Raw genomic sequence first — 16215 nt, 5'->3', positions numbered from 1 at the left:
TCCCTTCGTTAAATTAGTATGTTTAATTCTTAAATTTTAAATTCTGCAAAATTTTTATCGGTATCATTGGACACAGCTGACGACTGGTTGTAGTTAAAACTATCGGATTCCAATAATGATTTAACGTCAGTCTGAGGATTTTGCCAAAGAATATCTAATAATTCAATAAAGTCGCGAATAACTTCTCGTGGTGTAATGTTTGAACTTGCACCAATACGGCCATATTCAATCTTAATAAAAGTTGCTAAGTCATCTTCAGTAATTGACCGTTCATAGCCATAAAGATTGGCGTGCATATCAGCTAGTTTTTCGATTAATACTAACATCTCTTCAGCAGTTAACGGCTCGAGTTTAATCACTGGCGCATACATATCACGCGCCCCATCTTGGGAAAACTTACCTTCAGATAAACGCGAGCGTAATGCTTCATAACTATAAACACCCCGGCGACGATCTTCAACAGCTTGTGGCGTACCACCCATAATAATTCCAAGGTACTTAGCTTTCCCCTGCAGGGTATCGTTATACATCGTCAAAATTTTTTCGTAATTGTACTGTCGACTAATACTATTAGGAATTTTATAAATATTAACCAATTCGTCAATCATAATTACCAAGCCCTGATAGCCAGCCTGCCGGAAAAACGAAGCAAAGAGTTTTAAGTATTCGTACCAATCATCATCGGTAATAATAATATTAATTCCTAATTCTTTTTTAGCATCCGTTTTACGATCATATTCGCCACGGAACCACTTCGTAACCTTTGCCTTTGTCTCCTGATCATCATCAACATATGCTTGATAATACATATTCAATAACTTAGCAAAGTCAAAGCCATGCACCAACTCATTTAGTGAAGTAATTACCTTATAAATCTCCTTGTCAACAGCCGAAGAAAAAGCCGGATCTTCTGGTGAAATCCCCTGCTCACTCGCCACTTTTGTTTGAACCGAATTAATCCACCGGTCAAGAACAAGGTTCAGGGCGCCTCCCTCTGGACGGGTTTTGGTTGATAAGTTTTGAATCAATTCACGGTACGTTGCTAATCCTTGCCCATTATTACCGTGTAAGCGCCGTTCCGGTGATAAATCACCATCAACAACAATAAAGCCCTTATCCATTATGTAGTTGCGCATCGCTTGTAGGAGAAAACTTTTTCCAGAACCATAGCGCCCAACGATAAACCGAAACGAAGCCCCACCGGCTGAAATAATATCAACGTCATGGAGTAACGCTGCTATCTCATCTTTACGGCCAACAGTAATATACGGGAGTCCTATCCGGGGGACAACCCCACCCTTAAGTGAGTTTAAAATTGTCTGTGCAATTCTCTTAGGTACGCGTTTACGTTTTTCTGGCATTTTTCTCCTCCGCTAACTAATTAATTCCTTTATATCTTCACAGTAATCTTCAATAATTTGGGGACGATCTTGAGCATCAAATTCAATTACGGTATCACCAATCTCATCAAATAACTTGTCATTAATACGATCAACAACCACACTAACCATCAAATGACGTTGCTTAAAGTAGTCTGACCACTCTTCTCCCGCTAACAATTTAGTCAAAAGGTATTGCTCATCAGCACTTAGTCCAAGGTCATTAAGTGGTGAAGGCATTGGTGACTGACTGTTTGTTGCTGGTTGCTTAGTCTGTCCTGCTTCTTCTTTTTCCGCCTTGCGTTCCTCGTCTGTTAGTAAATTCTCCTGCGTAATAGAAGCATCTGCGCGAATCTGACCAAGATGAGCTAAATCAATTTTAACTTTCGGGCGGCGAGCAGCTTCGACTTGACGTTGTGCTGCTAAAATGGCCGGCTTTATTTCTGCAAGTAGTTTAGCCCGTAATGGACGTGGCTTTAATGGCCGCCCCACCCGCAGTTTCTGCCGAATTAACCGGTCAATTTCATGCAAAAGGCTGCCGATTTTTTGGGCCTGACGTTTTGCCGGGAGATAGTATTGATAGGTCCATTTTCCTTGGTGATAAGTATAGGTGCAATAATCATCTACTTTACAAGTAAATGGCTGATTAATTTGCTGATTATAAAACACGGCATTAGCGAAAGGCCGCTGAACACTCTCTCCTTGCCAACCAAGCAAATCCTTGCAAATATCTTCATCGGGTAATGCACATAACCGTTGCCATACACTTTTTACGATTGCTGCTAATAAGGACGGATCTTGTTTTTTCAGAGGACAGTGATCTAGTTGGTATGATGATAGTGAATCTAAAGCAGCCAATACATCCCCTGCTGGAATATCGGTTACGTCAACTAGTGTACCGTAAGCAATATTATCGGCAATTTGATCTGCAAAATGTTTTTTTATATATTCAGATCCTAATTGGTAATAAATCACATAATCACGGAGCCACTGATCAATATTTTTGACCATTCGTGCATCCATAAAATCCATATACTTATCTTTAAAGGTGATTAATTTATGGTAGCCATCTAATGGCGATGTAACCCCAACCTGATTAATCAATTCGTAAAGGTAAACATACACAAATGATGCAGACGTCTTTTGATATTTGCCAGCTCTTATCTTAGTCCGCCAAGTAAAATACCCGCGTAACTGTGCCGTCGTCATATCATGGTAAACCGGAAAATAGCGATGAAAGGACCCCTGATAATCATAATCATCTTGATAATTTGCCATATTTTGCCCTTGAACATAAAAATTCTTTGCTCTACCGGTCAATGGCGGCAAAGTATAGTCATATAAGGAGTTCATTTTTAAAATTTTCTGGGGAATTTGCCGTGACTTAGCAAAAGGAACGGCCCGCTTGGTAAAAGATAACGGCGTATCATGGTAAACAGTCCGCGGGGAAACAGGAGGTACATAGATAAGATGCTCTAGTGGTGCCTTCTCATTATTCTGCCGCATAATCGCCCTCCTTTTTTGAACGTTTGTTCGCATAGCTACCATTATATTACAATTTCGATAAAGGAACAACGCCTAATTTAATGAAGAATACGATAGGCTAAAATGCTATTTTCCGTTAAGCCGAGATGTTTAACATCAACTCCTAAGTTGAATTGCCAAAGGTCAGCACCGATTTTTAAATGCGCGTCAGCAACTAATTGCCGAATAGCCGCAAGACCCTTTTCAATTCCCTGACCACTATTCTCCACCTTTGCAACCACGTATTCGCCACTTGGTTGATTAATAACCGGAACCCTTACTTGGTTATCAAACGACTTTTCCTTAATTATCCGAAAGCCTGAATCAGCATATTGATTAGCACGTGCCTGGGGCAAATCAGTTAAAAAGCCAGATAAACTTTTATTTGCCATTACTCCGGTCCCAAGCTGCTGGTAAAAACTACTATAAGCCTGGGCAATTTCTTGTTCAGAACAATCAACCTTAAAATCTGAACACCAAAAATCACGAAGCGGTAAAAAACACCTTTTGGCAACATAAAAATCAACATTAGCCAATTGAAGATTGTTTTCTTCCTTTTGGTCTAAGATTGCTAAAACTTGCTGCAAACTCTTTATCCGTAACCGTACTTTTTCCTTTAATGTCCCTAACCTTTTATTTAAAGATTCTGAATTATTATCATTTAGGTAATCCTTTATTTCTTCTACTGAAAGGCCAAGTTCCCGCAGGCCTAGGATAAAGTTTATCTGATAGATTTGTCCATAAGAGTAGTAACGATAACCATTATCCATAGTTTCAACCGGTTTAAAGATTCCCTTTTGATCATAAAAAATAAGGGTCCGCCTAGTAGTCCCGACTATCTTGGCAAATTGTGAAATGGTCATTAAGTCTGTTCTTTTCATTAGAATTTTCCTTTACAAGACGACAACATGCTTACCGCTAAACTTTCCAGATTCAAGATTAGCCTGGGCAGCGCCAACCTCATCTAAGCCGTGATAGACCTTAGCAATCGGTACTACTAACTTCTTTTCCTCAATCAATTTAAGGACATGGCTAAAGTATTTAGTTGGCAAGTCCTTCGCCTCACCAGCATAACTGGTAAGAAAGACGCCCGTTGGAATCATAAATGGCGAAAAGTTATTCAAAGTCCACTGTCCGCCAAGTGCTCCTGTAAAACAAACAAAGCCACCTTGCTTAATTAGTTTCATATCCTGAAATAGGGTAGTAAAGCCAACTAATTCTAGGACTTTATCAACTTTATGGGGTGCAATTTTGTTAACGCGTTTAACAAAATCTTGGTCGTCTAAAACTGGATAATCAATTCCTAACTTTTCCATCTCGCTTAGCTTAGCTTGGTTTCGTGTCGAAGCAATTACTTTAGCGCCCATTTGGTGAGCTAAAACTGATGACATTAAGCCAACCGTTGAGCTGCCGCCACGTACTAAGAGTAAATCACCCTTTTCAAGTTGAAGACCTTGCATTAAGGAGCCATATGAAGTTTGAAGCATTTCGGGCAAAGCCCCTAAAATCGACCAATCTAGATTACTTTCAAATGGAATTAGATTTTTCTCTTTAATCAACATATATTCAGCATAGGAGCCATCAATTGCGCGACCCATGCCGCCCATCATCGTTGCTACTTTTTGCCCCGGCTTAAACGATGAACCGGGGTTGACCTTTTCAACAACCCCTACTCCTTCAATCCCTAAAATTCGTGGAAATTTAAAATCAGCCGATGATTCGCCCTTTCGGCTTGTTACTTCCGACTCATTAACGCCAAATGCCTTCACTTTGATCAGGGCATAGCCTGGCTTTAATTCAGGAATGTTTACTTCTGTTGGTACCAATTCATTAGCTTGACATGGTTCGGTAAGTTGAATTGCTTTCATTGTATCTTTAGTCATTATAAAAGCCCTCTTTTTACTAGATTATGCTTTAAATATAAACTGTAACCAAACGTCATAGTCAAGAGTTTTTAATCATGTCAAAAATAAAAACACCATCCCTAAGTTTAGATGGTGTTTAGTCTCAATATCACAAATAAGATTAGGCATTGTCAATAATACTTATTAACCCCTGTGTCTTAAAATCTTTTAGTGAATTTGTTCAAATTTTGTTGCCTTATGGTCAACCCCTTGACCGGCATTAGCTATTTGGTAAGTAAAACTACCAGCACGCATTTTCTTACCAAGAGCCAACATTCGATTATATTGCCACAAAGATACTTTGCCGTCTTGGAGTTTCGATAATGTCAGCTTACTTCCTTGTGCCTTATAATACCATTTACCATTCTTTGCATTATCCTGGTAAACTTCTTGAAAATCATCATTGCTATTATTAGCCTTAAGTGCTTCATCCTTGTTTGGCGTAATAACAACTTGGTCACCATTCTTAGCAAATGTCATATAAGCATTTCGATTTCCAGAAACGGAAGTATATTCGTAAACATGACCAGGTAGGCGCTTAGCTACTGAATGACTAGCATAAAAGTAAAAGCCACCACAGATAACGATCAAGGCAATAACAACCGAAAGAATAATCTTTGTTTTCTTTTGCATCTTTATCTCCTATTATTCATCATCAGAAGTGTCAGTATCATAATCGCTGGTGGTAGCTTGACTGCTACTATCGTCATCACTGCTACTTTGGCTGTTATCGCTGTCACTATCACTTTCACTACTACTATCTACATCATCACTATTATCTTTGACGCTACTCTCATCGCTACTACTATTGTCATCATTTACACTAGCATAAACATGAATCTCGTTGTCATCTTCTTCAATGTAAATAGTAACATCTTTCTTAGCTTTCGAACCAAGCGCATCTACAATTTCACTTAAGATAGCATCATAATTATCTTTTTTAGCATTCTTTAAAATAGTAGCTGAACTAACATTAAGTTCGTCAGCATCACTACCACCATCACCTTCATCAAATGATAATTTACTATTATCATTTGCGTCAGTTAAGCCACTGACAATATCTGCAGCACTAATAGATGATGAATGGTGCTTCTTAGTTGATCTAGTAGAACTATTTTCGTTTTCCTTTGCTTCATTATTATTGCTGTCATTAGCCGTACCAGCTTTATAGATTGTCATTGAATGGTTTGAATTATCTGATTGATCATAATTCTTAACGATTGACTGTGGTTGTACTGCAATATTAACCGTTGTTGGGCCATTATTAATCGTCACTTTGGTTTGTGCAACTGCATATGGGTTCACATTGGGGTCATACCCAGCTGGAACACTCCCAGTCCGGTCTAAGACTAAAACATCCCCAGCAAAAATTAAATTAGCATTTTGAATATTATTGTCATAACAAAGCTTAGCAACTGAAATTCCTGTTGCAGCAGAAATCCCTGATAAGGTGTCACCCCATTGAATAACATACCGAGTTCCATTTAAGTTATTGGTGTTAATGTGTTGCATCGCCATATTATTTGAAATTTGTTCAGGCGTATTAGCAATCCAATTGGTAATATCAGCCTGTTCTTCTGGCGACCCACTAGCACTATTAGCATCAGCCATCGCTACTGAACCTACTATCACTGAACCAGCTAAAACTGCTGTCATAAGTGTAGCAGTAAGTCGCTTTTTATTGATTTTCATAAGATACTCTCCCCTAATATTAAAAGCTATATAATACAAATTTTATTTTACTGCTAAGAATATCGGCATTCAATAGATGATAATTAGCAAAGTTAGTTAATTAATTATAAAATTAAACCACCATCCCTAAGTTTAGCGGCTTAGATGGTGTCTGATGTCATGTCACAAATGAGATTAGGCATTATCAACAACACTTAGTAATCTCAAGAGAGCCATGTTGCAGCATGACTCTTTTTGTTTACATCAGTATTATAAAAAAAGATTAACCATCAACATATAAAAACCAGTCCCTGTCAAAATCGATAATGGCATATTGCCCTTCCACAGATGAATGACAAGTGTTAATACTCCGGCTAAGATTTCCAATAATGACTTCTGTGGCTCTGCAAGCGATATTTCACGATAGCAGTACACAACAAGGACTCCCATGATAGCTGCTGGTAAAAATTGCCCAAGCCGTTCAATGTATGGTGATAAGGGTTTACTTTGGTTAAACATTAAAAACGGAATAAACCGTGTCGCCATCGTAACAATGGCCGCAATCAAAATTGATAGCATCTGCTGGGTAAGGGTCATCTGCTAACACCAACCTTTCGGTAATAATTTATCGTAAAAGCAGCTACCAATAATAAAAGGGTAATTAATAAAAAAGTATTTTGTCCGCAAATCATCAAACCAACAATCGCAAACGCAAACCCAGTTAAGGCATTTTTCTGTGACCGAACTGTTTTTAATTGTTCCGTAAAAAGGACAATAAATAAGGCCGTCATCACAAAATCTAATCCCTGTAAGTCAAGGCGGATCAAGCCACCTAAAAGTCCACCGAGTCCGGCGCCGAAAACCCAACTACAGTAATTAAATAACGTGACATAAAAATATACATACGGCCGATTTAGGCTAGCCGGTACTTCAAGCGTAGCATTCAGGGAAAATGATTCATCACACATACCGTAAATTAGAAACGGCTTGAATTTGCCAGTATTGGAATATTTTTTCAACATCGTAATGCCATAAAACAGATGGCGAGAATTTACTAATAAAGTCAAAATTAAAACTGTCAATGGCTGAAAGTGTTGTACTAAGAGGTTGCCAATAATAAATTCAATTGAACCAGCAAAAATGATTGCAGCCATCGATAAGGGATACAAAAAGTTAAAACCAAGCTTATGCATATACATCCCATAACTTGTCCCAAGGAATAAAAAGCCAAGCATTACTGGAAGTGTTTTTTGTAGGGCAAATTTAGCTTCCTTTGACATATCAATTCCTCCCAAAAAGATTTGACTTTTATTCTAAGAGAATTCTAATATACATACAAGAATTAAATTGTATGTATTACAATAAAAAGGAAGAATATAAACTATGCCTATCAATGACTTTAACTCCCATCCGCTCAGTTGGTACCCAAATAAAGAGCGACTTAACCGCCCACTCTACAAATCTTTACTGCACGAATTAAAAGCAGCGATTGAAGACGGTTCCCTTTTGCCTGGGACTATGTTGCCACCACAACGGGAACTCGCTGACTACCTTGATGTTAACTTCACGACTATCACTCGGGTATACAAATTAAGTGCCCAGCTGGGCTTGACATATGGAATTACTGGCAAAGGAACCTACGTCAGTCCCAGTGGTATCGACCCATTAACAATTAACACTTCCCCGCAACACCTGATCGATCTTGGTTTTATCGCATCATATGAACAAACAAACTACCTGCTAGATAAAACACTTCGTAAGGTAGCATCGCTGGGAGCCTCTCAACTGTTAACTTACGCTTCTCCAACTGGTCGTGATATTGATAAGGCAGCTTTTCGCCAGTATTTAACTTGGCTTGGTCACCCGCTCTTGCCTGAACAAAATGTTCTTGTCACTGCTGGTGGCGAAAACTCTTTGTCATTACTGCTCAATGTTATTTTTTCACCCGGTGACTTAATTGCGGTCGATGAGTTTACCTATTCTAATTTCATTGCGACTGCTAAGTTAAATGGGGTTCGCTTGATTGCTATTAAAAATGATGAACAAGGGATGATCCCCGCAGAGCTAGAGCGAATATGTAAGTTAAATAATATTAACGGATTATATATTATCCCGGAATATAATAATCCAACTGGTAGAATTTTGGACTCCCACCGACGCCAGGAGATTGCCCAAATAGCCAAACACCATCAATTAAAGATCATTGAAGATGACTATTTGAGCTTTCTTAGTAAAGCTAATCCCGCGCGCCCACCCAAAATATTTCAGCTCCTCCCTCAGCAAACTTTTTACGTCTGTAGCATGTCAAAGGTTATTACATCCGGCTTACGAGTCGCTTATTTGGCCTACCCAAAGTCCATGGGGCGGCAGGTAGAAAATGGCTTCTTTAACACTACTGTTAAGACTTCAACCCTTAATACTGCGATTGCAACTAATGCTATTCAATCGGGAGTTGCTAAAAAAATTATCCAAGAAAAGATTAATTATGCGCAAAAAATGAATAGTATATTCAACCACGTCTTTCCATTTGCTCCGACCAATGAATTAACTAATAACGTCTTTTTTCGCCGGCTACCTTTAAAAAATAGTAGGAAAAGCGGTAAAGATATTGAAAAGGAACTCCTCTCTCGCCATTTACGTTGTTTTCATTCTCAACGTTTCTCTGTCGCGGCCACTACTAATGAAAGTTTCCTGCGGGTGTCACTTTCCGCAACTAATTCTAGAGATGAATTGTTAGCTGGGCTTAAGAAATTAAGAGAGTACTTAGGAGAAAAAAAACTAATTTAGTTGTTTAATCTGCTTAAAATAGTCCAAAATAAAAACACCATTCCTAAGTTTAGATGGTGTTAATTATTTTGTTATCGGTAATCCTAAAATTATTTTCTTACTGCTTCAATATTAGGCAAGGGGCTACCCGCAAAGTAACCGTGTTTTTCCTTCCCATTATCGTCTTTATCAATGTCAGTGGTAAAGATTCCCTTTAACGTTTCAGGAAACATTAGTAAATCAAACGTTGTCGGATCAATTGTCGTAACAATTTCACTTGCTTTCCCAGCATGAAGTTTCTTCGCGTAATCTGGTTCGATCAATGCCTCGCGCGCAATTCCAACAAGATCAGCCTGTTCAGCTGCTTCTTTTGCATCATCAACCGAAAAGACACTCCCACAAGTGATTAGCTTAATATCCGGTGACAAAACATCCTTATATAATTGGGTGTAAGTCTCCTTCTGTCCTGCAGGGTAATTACGGAAGCTAAGGCTATTTGCGGTCAGTCCTGAAATATGAACATAGTCAATATCCTTGGTATTGAGTTGCTTGATTAACTCTTGGTTTTCCTTAAAGTCAAAACCAACCCGGTCACCATGGATTTCATTAGGACTAATCCGAATTCCAATAATAAACTCCTTTGACCCATATTCGTGAACAACCCGTACTACTTCATCGACAATCTCTAAATCAAGTCGCATCCGGTTTGCTAAATTACCACCATATTCATCGGTTCGGTGGTTAGTTAAAGCAGAGAAGAACTGTTGGAGAAGATAATGATTTGCACCATGAATTTCAATCCCATCAAAGCCAGCTTGAATTGCCCGCTTAGTCGCTGCCCCATATTCTTTGACAATGTTATGAATTTGCTCAAGGGTCATCTCCTGAACTGGGTAATCAATTGAAGAATGTGCGTTGTGTTGGTAATCAAGATCACTTGGTGCCAATGGAATTCCACCATGATCATAGTAGGTTGCCGCTTCTCGTCCACCATGATGAAGCTGTAGGATTGCCTTAGCACCATTCTTTTTAATTACTGCTGCTAGCTTCTTCATCCCTGGAATATAGTGATCATTTGACATCCCAAGGTGGCCCTTAAAAGTATGTCCATTCGGGTGGATATATGTTGCTTCAACAATAATCATTCCTGCTACTTGTGACCGCCGTCCATAATAATCAACTTGTTCTTGAGTAACTTCACCATTAGCAGTCCCACTTAACGTTACCATTGGTGCCATGACCATCCGATCGTTTAATACTGCCCCGTGGCGCAAAGTTACCTTATCAGTTAATTGTCTTTCCATTTTATTTTCCCTCTTTACCTATAAAATTCATAAGCTAAAATAAATATGTTAATTTAATACTTAGTATAATATGTTAGTAATAAAAAGTAAGTACGCACTTAAAAGTGCTGTAGTTACCTATAAGTAACCATTAATGGGGGATAAATAATGACCGATAAAATAATCTATCCGATGGGAATTAATTTAACTTTAAAAATAATTAACGGTAAGTGGAAGCCATCGATCATCTGCTATCTTGGAACACATAAACGAAGAAACGGTGAATTGATGCGCCACCTTACCGGTATTTCACAAAAAGTATTAACCCAGCAATTACGGGAATTAGAAGATGATGGCATCGTCAAGCGAACTAATTACGGAACTGTCCCACCCAAAGTTGTCTATTCTTTAACCGACAATGGTTATTCACTTCGGCAAATCCTTGTCGATCTTTCTATATGGGGTGAGCATAAAGCGGCTGACCTTAATAAACAGGGAAATAATATTGAAATTAAACACTGTAGTAAGTCGATTATGAATTCAAACTAAAGATTTTTTGCTACAACCATAAACATTTTTTAGCGTTTTTAATGAGTCATTCTAGTAATCATATTGTTTATGATTGGCATTCATCTACTTAAATAGTCCAAAACAAAAACACCATCCTTAAGTTGAAGGCTTAGATGGTGTCTGTTTTCAAATAAAATTATTTTGTTATTGGCAACCTTAAAATTGTTTTCAAATTATCCTGCTTTGTTCGTCTAGGATTGGACAGATAAATTTCATGGTGCCGACGGTGATCATTAATGTCTAAGTGAAAGTTATTTTGGGCGATAAATTCATGAAGCTTTTCAACCGTTGCTGGTTCATTATCGTAAGCTCCTACGTGTAATACCTGAACACATAAGCCTTCATTCATGGACGTAAATTTTACTTTTGAATAGTCCCTTTGTTTCTTTTTTGTCGCTGTTCTAACTGCCCACTCAAGTACTGCCGGAGTAACAAAATCAGGAAGACGGATTGCAGAAATAAAATTAAATTTTTCTTTATGCTGATAATCAATTTCCTTAAGCCCTGGTTGCCACCAAAAACCCTCCAGTGGCGGAACTACAAAGTCAAAGTAACCGGGAATTTTATAATCACCCATTTTACTCATCTTGATTGTGTAAGCAACCCCATAAAGGAGTTCTAGTGCATTTTTATATTCCCCGCCTGCGATGTTAGGATCTCCTTGTCCCTGAACAGTTAAATAATTTAACGGCGGAACATCAATCACCATTGGTCGTTTCCCCGGTTTATAAAGCTCCTTTTGCTCCTTTTTAAAATCATAAGTCATATTACCTACTCCTCTTGAATTTCCCGCTGGCGATTACCAAAGGGAAATTTTTTATATTAAATTTTTCTTTGCTGCAACCGCAATCGCCTGGGCCCGGTTATGTACTCCTAATGTTTCATAAATGACAGTTAAGTAGTTTTTGACAGTGCGGGTAGTAACGAATAGTTTCCGTGCAATATCTGCATTCGTATCCCCAGCCGCAATCATTTTAAGTAAAGAAACCTGCTGATCCGTTAATTCTATTTCCTGATTTTCTTTTTCCATTACTGTTGTCAAAATCTCGGGACTCATCGCAATATAATTCGGATCATCTAAGATTTTTTGAATACTCTCGACAATTTTAAGTGGTGACTCATCTTTTAAGAGATAACCACGAATGCCCTTTTTTATCACTTCCTGGGCAATTTTGACATTAATTTCTGTTGATAAAATAAAAATATTCGTTTTATTGGAAAGTTGATCAATCAAGGAACCGCCATCCATCGTCGGCATTAGCAAGTCAACAACTACTAAGTCCGGCAGTTTTTCCATTTTATCTAATTGTTCTAAGGCATCCTTCCCGTTTGAAGCAGTTGCTGTCACTTCTAGGTCATCAGTATTTTCAATCACCATCTTCAATCCTTCACGGACAATTGGATGATCATCAACAATCATTATTGACTTCGCCATTACTTTTCCTCCTTAAGCTTAAATGTCGCCGTTACCGTAACACCTCGCCCCTTGTTTGAACGCAGGACTATATTACCACCATATTTTTTAGCTCGTTCCTTCATGTTGATAATGCCAAAGTGATTATTATTCATTGAACGTGGATTCCACCGTTGCCCGTGATTAATAATTTTAGCTGTCAGCAAGCCCTCATTAATTTCCATGTTAACCGCAGCTTGCTTGGTCTTACCATGCTTAATCACGTTCATCAACGCTTCTGCCACCACCCGTTCAATATCTGTTACTTGTTCATTAAGAATTTTTACATCTCTGTTTATCGTAAATGTCGTATCTAAGGAATATTTTTCCTTAAAGCCGGCGATAATCTTCATAATTGCCTGTTTCAACGATGAATAAGATGGCGTTGACCGGGCCTCGCGATACTGCTTAATCATTGTCCGCGCCTGTTTGATTGCTCCCGTCGCCATATCTTGAGTTTTTATTATTTGCTTTGACAGCTTATCGTAATCGTGTTTTTGGTCAAGTATCCCAATTACCGCTAGCTCCATATTTATCCCGATAATATCTTGTGTCAGAGTATCGTGGAGATCTCTAGCTATTTCTTGCTGGACTTTTTCTGCCGTAAGCTTCTCAATTTGCTCATTAGCCTTTAGCAGCTCAATATTTTTTGCCCGCAATTCCGTTTCTTGAGAAAAACGCCGATAGGTATTAACATACGCTAAACTAATTAGTATACACATGAAAAGGATAGCCTCACTTTGTAAGATAAATGCTTCCCATCCCCAAGCGTTTACTAAAATGTAGATAATGAAAGTACAAGTTAACACTGGAATTTTCTTTTTATTGGACTTTATAATCAATTCCTCAAAGAAAATCATCGGCATACATCCCATTGAAAAAACAATTCCTAGCTCATCATATACATAAGCTAATATCATAAATGAAATTGTCTGTAACAATTCCAAAAAGAACGGAGGGATTATCTTAATCAAATTAGGAGTAAAAATAATGGAAACAAAAACTGCCGCTAATAAATACTTAAAATCGCCAAGCTTCGGTACTGGTCCGATAAATAGCGAACTCCTCAGCATCGAAGTAACTCCCCATAAATAGCAAATAAATATCCAACGAACAGATCTGTATATTTTGATGTTGATTTGTTGATTATCATCCCAGTGTGTCATTAGCTCCCTACTTCCTATTCATCAGAACTACACTTATCATATGGTTATTTATCACAGGAAGCAATTTTTAATTCGCCGATATAAATCCAAGCGCAAACAAGTAATAATAAAATTAATCAACATTACTGCCATTTCAAGAAGTAAGAGCCCGAATTCAAGCTAAAAACAAAAACGTCACTACCTTAAAAGGAAATTTATTACTAACGCATATTCGGTACAACATTTTACTGCCAAGTAACAATAAATTTCCCGGGAAATACAATTAATCAACTTTCACTTACCTGACTGAGAATAAGTGGTAATATAACTTTTCAATCATACAGTTATTTATTTTTTCGATTACCCAGTTCCCAAAACGCTAGCGCAGAAGCAGCAGCCACGTTCAAGGAGTCGACCCCGGTAGCCATTGGAATCTTAATTGTAAAGTCACTCTCAGCAATTGTCTTTTCTTTGAGGCCCGGACCTTCTGAGCCAAGGATAATAGCTAGTTTTTCTACCTTATCCAGTTGTGGATCATCAATATTAACAGTATTATGTCGCAGTGCCATCGCTGCTGATTGATAACCAAACTGATGAAGGAGGTCAATCCCTTTTGCTTGCCAAACCTTCGCATCAACATAAGTCCACGGTACCTGAAAAACAGTCCCCATTGATACCCGGGATGCTCGCCGATAAAGGGGATCAGCTGAGTCACTTGTAATGATTACACCATCTATTCCAAGTGCCGCTGCTGAACGAAAAATTGCCCCGACATTTGTTGGATTAACCACGCTTTCAAGAACTGCCACACGCGGATGGTCACTTGGCATTGTTGCTAAAAAATTAGCCAGACTAGGACGCTGCACCCGGTACATTGCGGCAAGTGCCCCTCGCAAGAGATTATAACCAGCTAACTGCCGAATCATCTCACTACTAACCACATAAATTGGCGTTTGTCCCAGTCCCTTTGTCTGGTTAACCAACATTTCATGATCTAAGTCAGCTAAATCGCGATCTAAGACTTTTTCTTCTATTAAAAGAGAAGCTGGCTGATATCCTGCTCGTAAGGCGCGCTCGATTACCTTCGGACTTTCTGCAATAAATAAACCTGGTTTGGGTTCCAAGGCATGGAAGAGCTGCGCTTCATTGAGCCGGACATAAGGATCCAAATCAGGTCCTGTTAAGTCTTTAAGATAAATTAAGTTATGCATATTGAATTCCTCGTTTTGTAGTATTAGGATTTGAAAGCTGCTAATGAATTTGAAGCGACGGGCACTTTTTAACCTATATTTTTGTCAATAAACCTTGGAAGTGCTCGTTCAAATAAAGGTAACCATACTTTGAGATAACCTTCTTGAGTTGGGTGAACATCATCAAACATTGCATTAGGGTGCGCAGCCAAACTCGCGTGCAACCCTGAATCATTAAAGAGGTCAATAATTTCAAAATGCCATTTATCCTGCAATTTGACCAACTCTTTAATTAGAGTTTGATAATCATGGTGAGGGTCATTTTGTAAACAGGTATAAAAGACCAATGGACAGTGAAATTTTGCTTGAACGGTAGCACAAATTGCTTCAATCGCCCCTAAAGTAGTATCTTCTGCAAAGTTATCCCGCTGATCCTTCGGCGTAATATGTCCCAACTCTTTACCATGACGGTTATCATTAGTCGATAGCTGACAAACAAAAAGATCATAATCACTACTTGGAGAAAAATCACGGTTTAACCGCGCAAGGTAACCGTCAGAAGCGTTTCCCGCAAGAGTAGTTCCTGAAACCGCGGATTTTGCTGCAAGAACTCCATCTTGTGCTTGAAGATAATCCACAAACGAAACTCCATGGGCCGCAAAGCCATACGTTACAGAAGAACCAAGAAAAGCGATTCTCTTCCCTGCCAACGGTGAATCAGAATTATATTTAATCTGATCGAGGTTAAATGTGCTTGCGTTTCCGCGCTGGTAAGCCACCGAATTAGTCATCTTTGTCATGAACGTTTGTAAGCTAGAAACATCACTTGTCATTAGCTAACACTCCTCACATTGTTATACCTTAAGTGAACCAGTTTTCGATGAAATATGCAAACTGAGCAAGCACTAACTCAAATAGGAGACAAAGGGTTTGAAGAGAGGAATATGAATGAATATATCATTAATTCAATTACTAACAAAATAATCACCTAAAATATTCAAAATAAAAACTCATCAAATCAACTTCATAACTGATTTAATGAGTTCTTCTTTATAAAAAGTCAGCCAGTTACTATCATGTAGCTTGGTTTTAAGTTTACTCCTCAACTTTAGTATTTAAAAAAATAGAATTACCACTAACGAAATAATTACAATTACCTGTGCCACGATATTTCCCTCATATTACTTATTTCCTGATGATTTCTTTTTATCTATCTCTAGTTGCTTCCGATGTTCTTCAATGTTACAACCATTCGGTCCACAAACACCAGCAGCTGTCTGACTGCCAACAATTTCAAGTGAACCAAAATTTGCCGTTTTTTTATCCACTG

Annotated in this window: 17 protein-coding genes; 2 read left to right on the top strand and 15 right to left on the bottom strand. The window is 38.4% G+C overall.

Annotated features, from left to right (window positions below):
• Nucleotides 1–29 precede the first annotated feature (29 nt).
• From H5S39_RS06860 to H5S39_RS06825, 8 genes are all read right to left on the bottom strand, one after another.
• Nucleotides 30–1361 carry an ATP-binding protein gene (locus tag H5S39_RS06860; protein ID WP_182596345.1) on the bottom strand — a complete coding sequence of 444 codons (1332 nt, stop codon included), beginning with the start codon at nt 1359–1361 and terminating at the stop codon, nt 30–32.
• Between the two features lie 12 nt (nt 1362–1373).
• Nucleotides 1374–2885 (bottom strand): TerB N-terminal domain-containing protein, encoded by a 1512-nt coding sequence (locus tag H5S39_RS06855; protein ID WP_182596344.1) that lies wholly within the window; start codon nt 2883–2885, stop codon nt 1374–1376.
• Nucleotides 2886–2962: 77 nt separating this feature from the next.
• Nucleotides 2963–3784, bottom strand: coding sequence for a MerR family transcriptional regulator (locus tag H5S39_RS06850; protein WP_182596343.1), 822 nt, complete (start codon nt 3782–3784; stop codon nt 2963–2965).
• A gap of 12 nt (nt 3785–3796) precedes the next feature.
• Complete coding sequence (locus tag H5S39_RS06845; protein ID WP_231832867.1) at nt 3797–4786, bottom strand: alcohol dehydrogenase catalytic domain-containing protein; 990 nt, start codon at nt 4784–4786, stop codon at nt 3797–3799.
• A 189-nt stretch (nt 4787–4975) separates the two neighbouring features.
• Nucleotides 4976–5440 (bottom strand): hypothetical protein, encoded by a 465-nt coding sequence (locus tag H5S39_RS06840; protein WP_182596342.1) that lies wholly within the window; start codon nt 5438–5440, stop codon nt 4976–4978.
• Nucleotides 5441–5452: 12 nt separating this feature from the next.
• Nucleotides 5453–6499: a LysM peptidoglycan-binding domain-containing protein gene (locus H5S39_RS06835; RefSeq protein ID WP_182596341.1), complete on the bottom strand. Its 1047-nt coding sequence runs from the start codon at nt 6497–6499 to the stop codon at nt 5453–5455.
• Nucleotides 6500–6748: 249 nt separating this feature from the next.
• Nucleotides 6749–7075 carry a branched-chain amino acid transport AzlD family protein gene (locus tag H5S39_RS06830; RefSeq protein WP_182596340.1) on the bottom strand — a complete coding sequence of 109 codons (327 nt, stop codon included), beginning with the start codon at nt 7073–7075 and terminating at the stop codon, nt 6749–6751.
• Nucleotides 7072–7758: an AzlC family ABC transporter permease gene (locus H5S39_RS06825; RefSeq protein ID WP_182596339.1), complete on the bottom strand. Its 687-nt coding sequence runs from the start codon at nt 7756–7758 to the stop codon at nt 7072–7074. The genes H5S39_RS06830 and H5S39_RS06825 overlap by 4 nt, the downstream gene beginning before the upstream one ends.
• A gap of 103 nt (nt 7759–7861) precedes the next feature.
• Here H5S39_RS06825 and H5S39_RS06820 point away from each other — a divergent pair, with 103 nt between their 5' ends.
• Complete coding sequence (locus H5S39_RS06820; protein ID WP_182596338.1) at nt 7862–9265, top strand: aminotransferase-like domain-containing protein; 1404 nt, start codon at nt 7862–7864, stop codon at nt 9263–9265.
• Nucleotides 9266–9354: 89 nt separating this feature from the next.
• Here H5S39_RS06820 and H5S39_RS06815 read toward each other — a convergent pair whose 3' ends face one another.
• A complete protein-coding gene (locus H5S39_RS06815) occupies nt 9355–10548 on the bottom strand; it encodes an oxidoreductase (RefSeq protein WP_182596337.1) in 1194 nt (397 codons plus the stop codon).
• Between the two features lie 147 nt (nt 10549–10695).
• Between H5S39_RS06815 and H5S39_RS06810 the strand changes: the two genes are divergently transcribed.
• Nucleotides 10696–11076, top strand: coding sequence for a winged helix-turn-helix transcriptional regulator (locus tag H5S39_RS06810; protein WP_182596336.1), 381 nt, complete (start codon nt 10696–10698; stop codon nt 11074–11076).
• Nucleotides 11077–11233: 157 nt separating this feature from the next.
• Here H5S39_RS06810 and H5S39_RS06805 read toward each other — a convergent pair whose 3' ends face one another.
• From H5S39_RS06805 to H5S39_RS06780, 6 genes are all read right to left on the bottom strand, one after another.
• Nucleotides 11234–11863, bottom strand: coding sequence for a GyrI-like domain-containing protein (locus H5S39_RS06805; RefSeq protein WP_182596335.1), 630 nt, complete (start codon nt 11861–11863; stop codon nt 11234–11236).
• Between the two features lie 51 nt (nt 11864–11914).
• Nucleotides 11915–12532: a response regulator transcription factor gene (locus H5S39_RS06800; protein ID WP_231832866.1), complete on the bottom strand. Its 618-nt coding sequence runs from the start codon at nt 12530–12532 to the stop codon at nt 11915–11917.
• A complete protein-coding gene (locus tag H5S39_RS06795; protein ID WP_182596334.1) occupies nt 12532–13716 on the bottom strand; it encodes a sensor histidine kinase in 1185 nt (394 codons plus the stop codon). Before H5S39_RS06795 ends, H5S39_RS06800 begins: the two co-directional genes overlap by 1 nt.
• 323 nt (nt 13717–14039) lie before the next feature.
• On the bottom strand, nt 14040–14906 hold the full coding sequence (locus H5S39_RS06790) for a TrmH family RNA methyltransferase (RefSeq protein WP_182596333.1): 867 nt from the start codon (nt 14904–14906) through the stop codon (nt 14040–14042).
• A gap of 68 nt (nt 14907–14974) precedes the next feature.
• Nucleotides 14975–15718 carry an SGNH/GDSL hydrolase family protein gene (locus H5S39_RS06785; protein WP_182596332.1) on the bottom strand — a complete coding sequence of 248 codons (744 nt, stop codon included), beginning with the start codon at nt 15716–15718 and terminating at the stop codon, nt 14975–14977.
• Nucleotides 15719–16066: 348 nt separating this feature from the next.
• Complete coding sequence (locus H5S39_RS06780; protein ID WP_182596381.1) at nt 16067–16213, bottom strand: hypothetical protein; 147 nt, start codon at nt 16211–16213, stop codon at nt 16067–16069.
• Nucleotides 16214–16215 lie beyond the last annotated feature (2 nt).

This window comes from Limosilactobacillus rudii, from assembly GCF_014145455.1.
Classification (GTDB): domain Bacteria; phylum Bacillota; class Bacilli; order Lactobacillales; family Lactobacillaceae; genus Limosilactobacillus; species Limosilactobacillus rudii.
Note: the sequence above shows the minus strand (reverse complement) of the source record. Positions and strands in the feature narration are given on the sequence as shown.

What these genes read in the sequence shown, in the direction of transcription:
- H5S39_RS06830 (WP_182596340.1), bottom strand. Translation starts at nt 7,075, where the DNA reads ATGACCCTTACCCAGCAGATGCTATCAATTTTGATTGCGGCCATTGTT.
- H5S39_RS06835 (WP_182596341.1), bottom strand. Translation starts at nt 6,499, where the DNA reads ATGAAAATCAATAAAAAGCGACTTACTGCTACACTTATGACAGCAGTT.
- H5S39_RS06825 (WP_182596339.1), bottom strand. Translation starts at nt 7,758, where the DNA reads ATGTCAAAGGAAGCTAAATTTGCCCTACAAAAAACACTTCCAGTAATG.
- H5S39_RS06840 (WP_182596342.1), bottom strand. Translation starts at nt 5,440, where the DNA reads ATGCAAAAGAAAACAAAGATTATTCTTTCGGTTGTTATTGCCTTGATC.
- H5S39_RS06845 (WP_231832867.1), bottom strand. Translation starts at nt 4,786, where the DNA reads ATGACTAAAGATACAATGAAAGCAATTCAACTTACCGAACCATGTCAA.
- H5S39_RS06820 (WP_182596338.1), top strand. Translation starts at nt 7,862, where the DNA reads ATGCCTATCAATGACTTTAACTCCCATCCGCTCAGTTGGTACCCAAAT.
- H5S39_RS06860 (WP_182596345.1), bottom strand. Translation starts at nt 1,361, where the DNA reads ATGCCAGAAAAACGTAAACGCGTACCTAAGAGAATTGCACAGACAATT.
- H5S39_RS06815 (WP_182596337.1), bottom strand. Translation starts at nt 10,548, where the DNA reads ATGGAAAGACAATTAACTGATAAGGTAACTTTGCGCCACGGGGCAGTA.
- H5S39_RS06785 (WP_182596332.1), bottom strand. Translation starts at nt 15,718, where the DNA reads ATGACAAGTGATGTTTCTAGCTTACAAACGTTCATGACAAAGATGACT.
- H5S39_RS06790 (WP_182596333.1), bottom strand. Translation starts at nt 14,906, where the DNA reads ATGCATAACTTAATTTATCTTAAAGACTTAACAGGACCTGATTTGGAT.
- H5S39_RS06850 (WP_182596343.1), bottom strand. Translation starts at nt 3,784, where the DNA reads ATGAAAAGAACAGACTTAATGACCATTTCACAATTTGCCAAGATAGTC.
- H5S39_RS06805 (WP_182596335.1), bottom strand. Translation starts at nt 11,863, where the DNA reads ATGACTTATGATTTTAAAAAGGAGCAAAAGGAGCTTTATAAACCGGGG.
- H5S39_RS06795 (WP_182596334.1), bottom strand. Translation starts at nt 13,716, where the DNA reads ATGACACACTGGGATGATAATCAACAAATCAACATCAAAATATACAGA.
- H5S39_RS06810 (WP_182596336.1), top strand. Translation starts at nt 10,696, where the DNA reads ATGACCGATAAAATAATCTATCCGATGGGAATTAATTTAACTTTAAAA.
- H5S39_RS06855 (WP_182596344.1), bottom strand. Translation starts at nt 2,885, where the DNA reads ATGCGGCAGAATAATGAGAAGGCACCACTAGAGCATCTTATCTATGTA.
- H5S39_RS06800 (WP_231832866.1), bottom strand. Translation starts at nt 12,532, where the DNA reads ATGGCGAAGTCAATAATGATTGTTGATGATCATCCAATTGTCCGTGAA.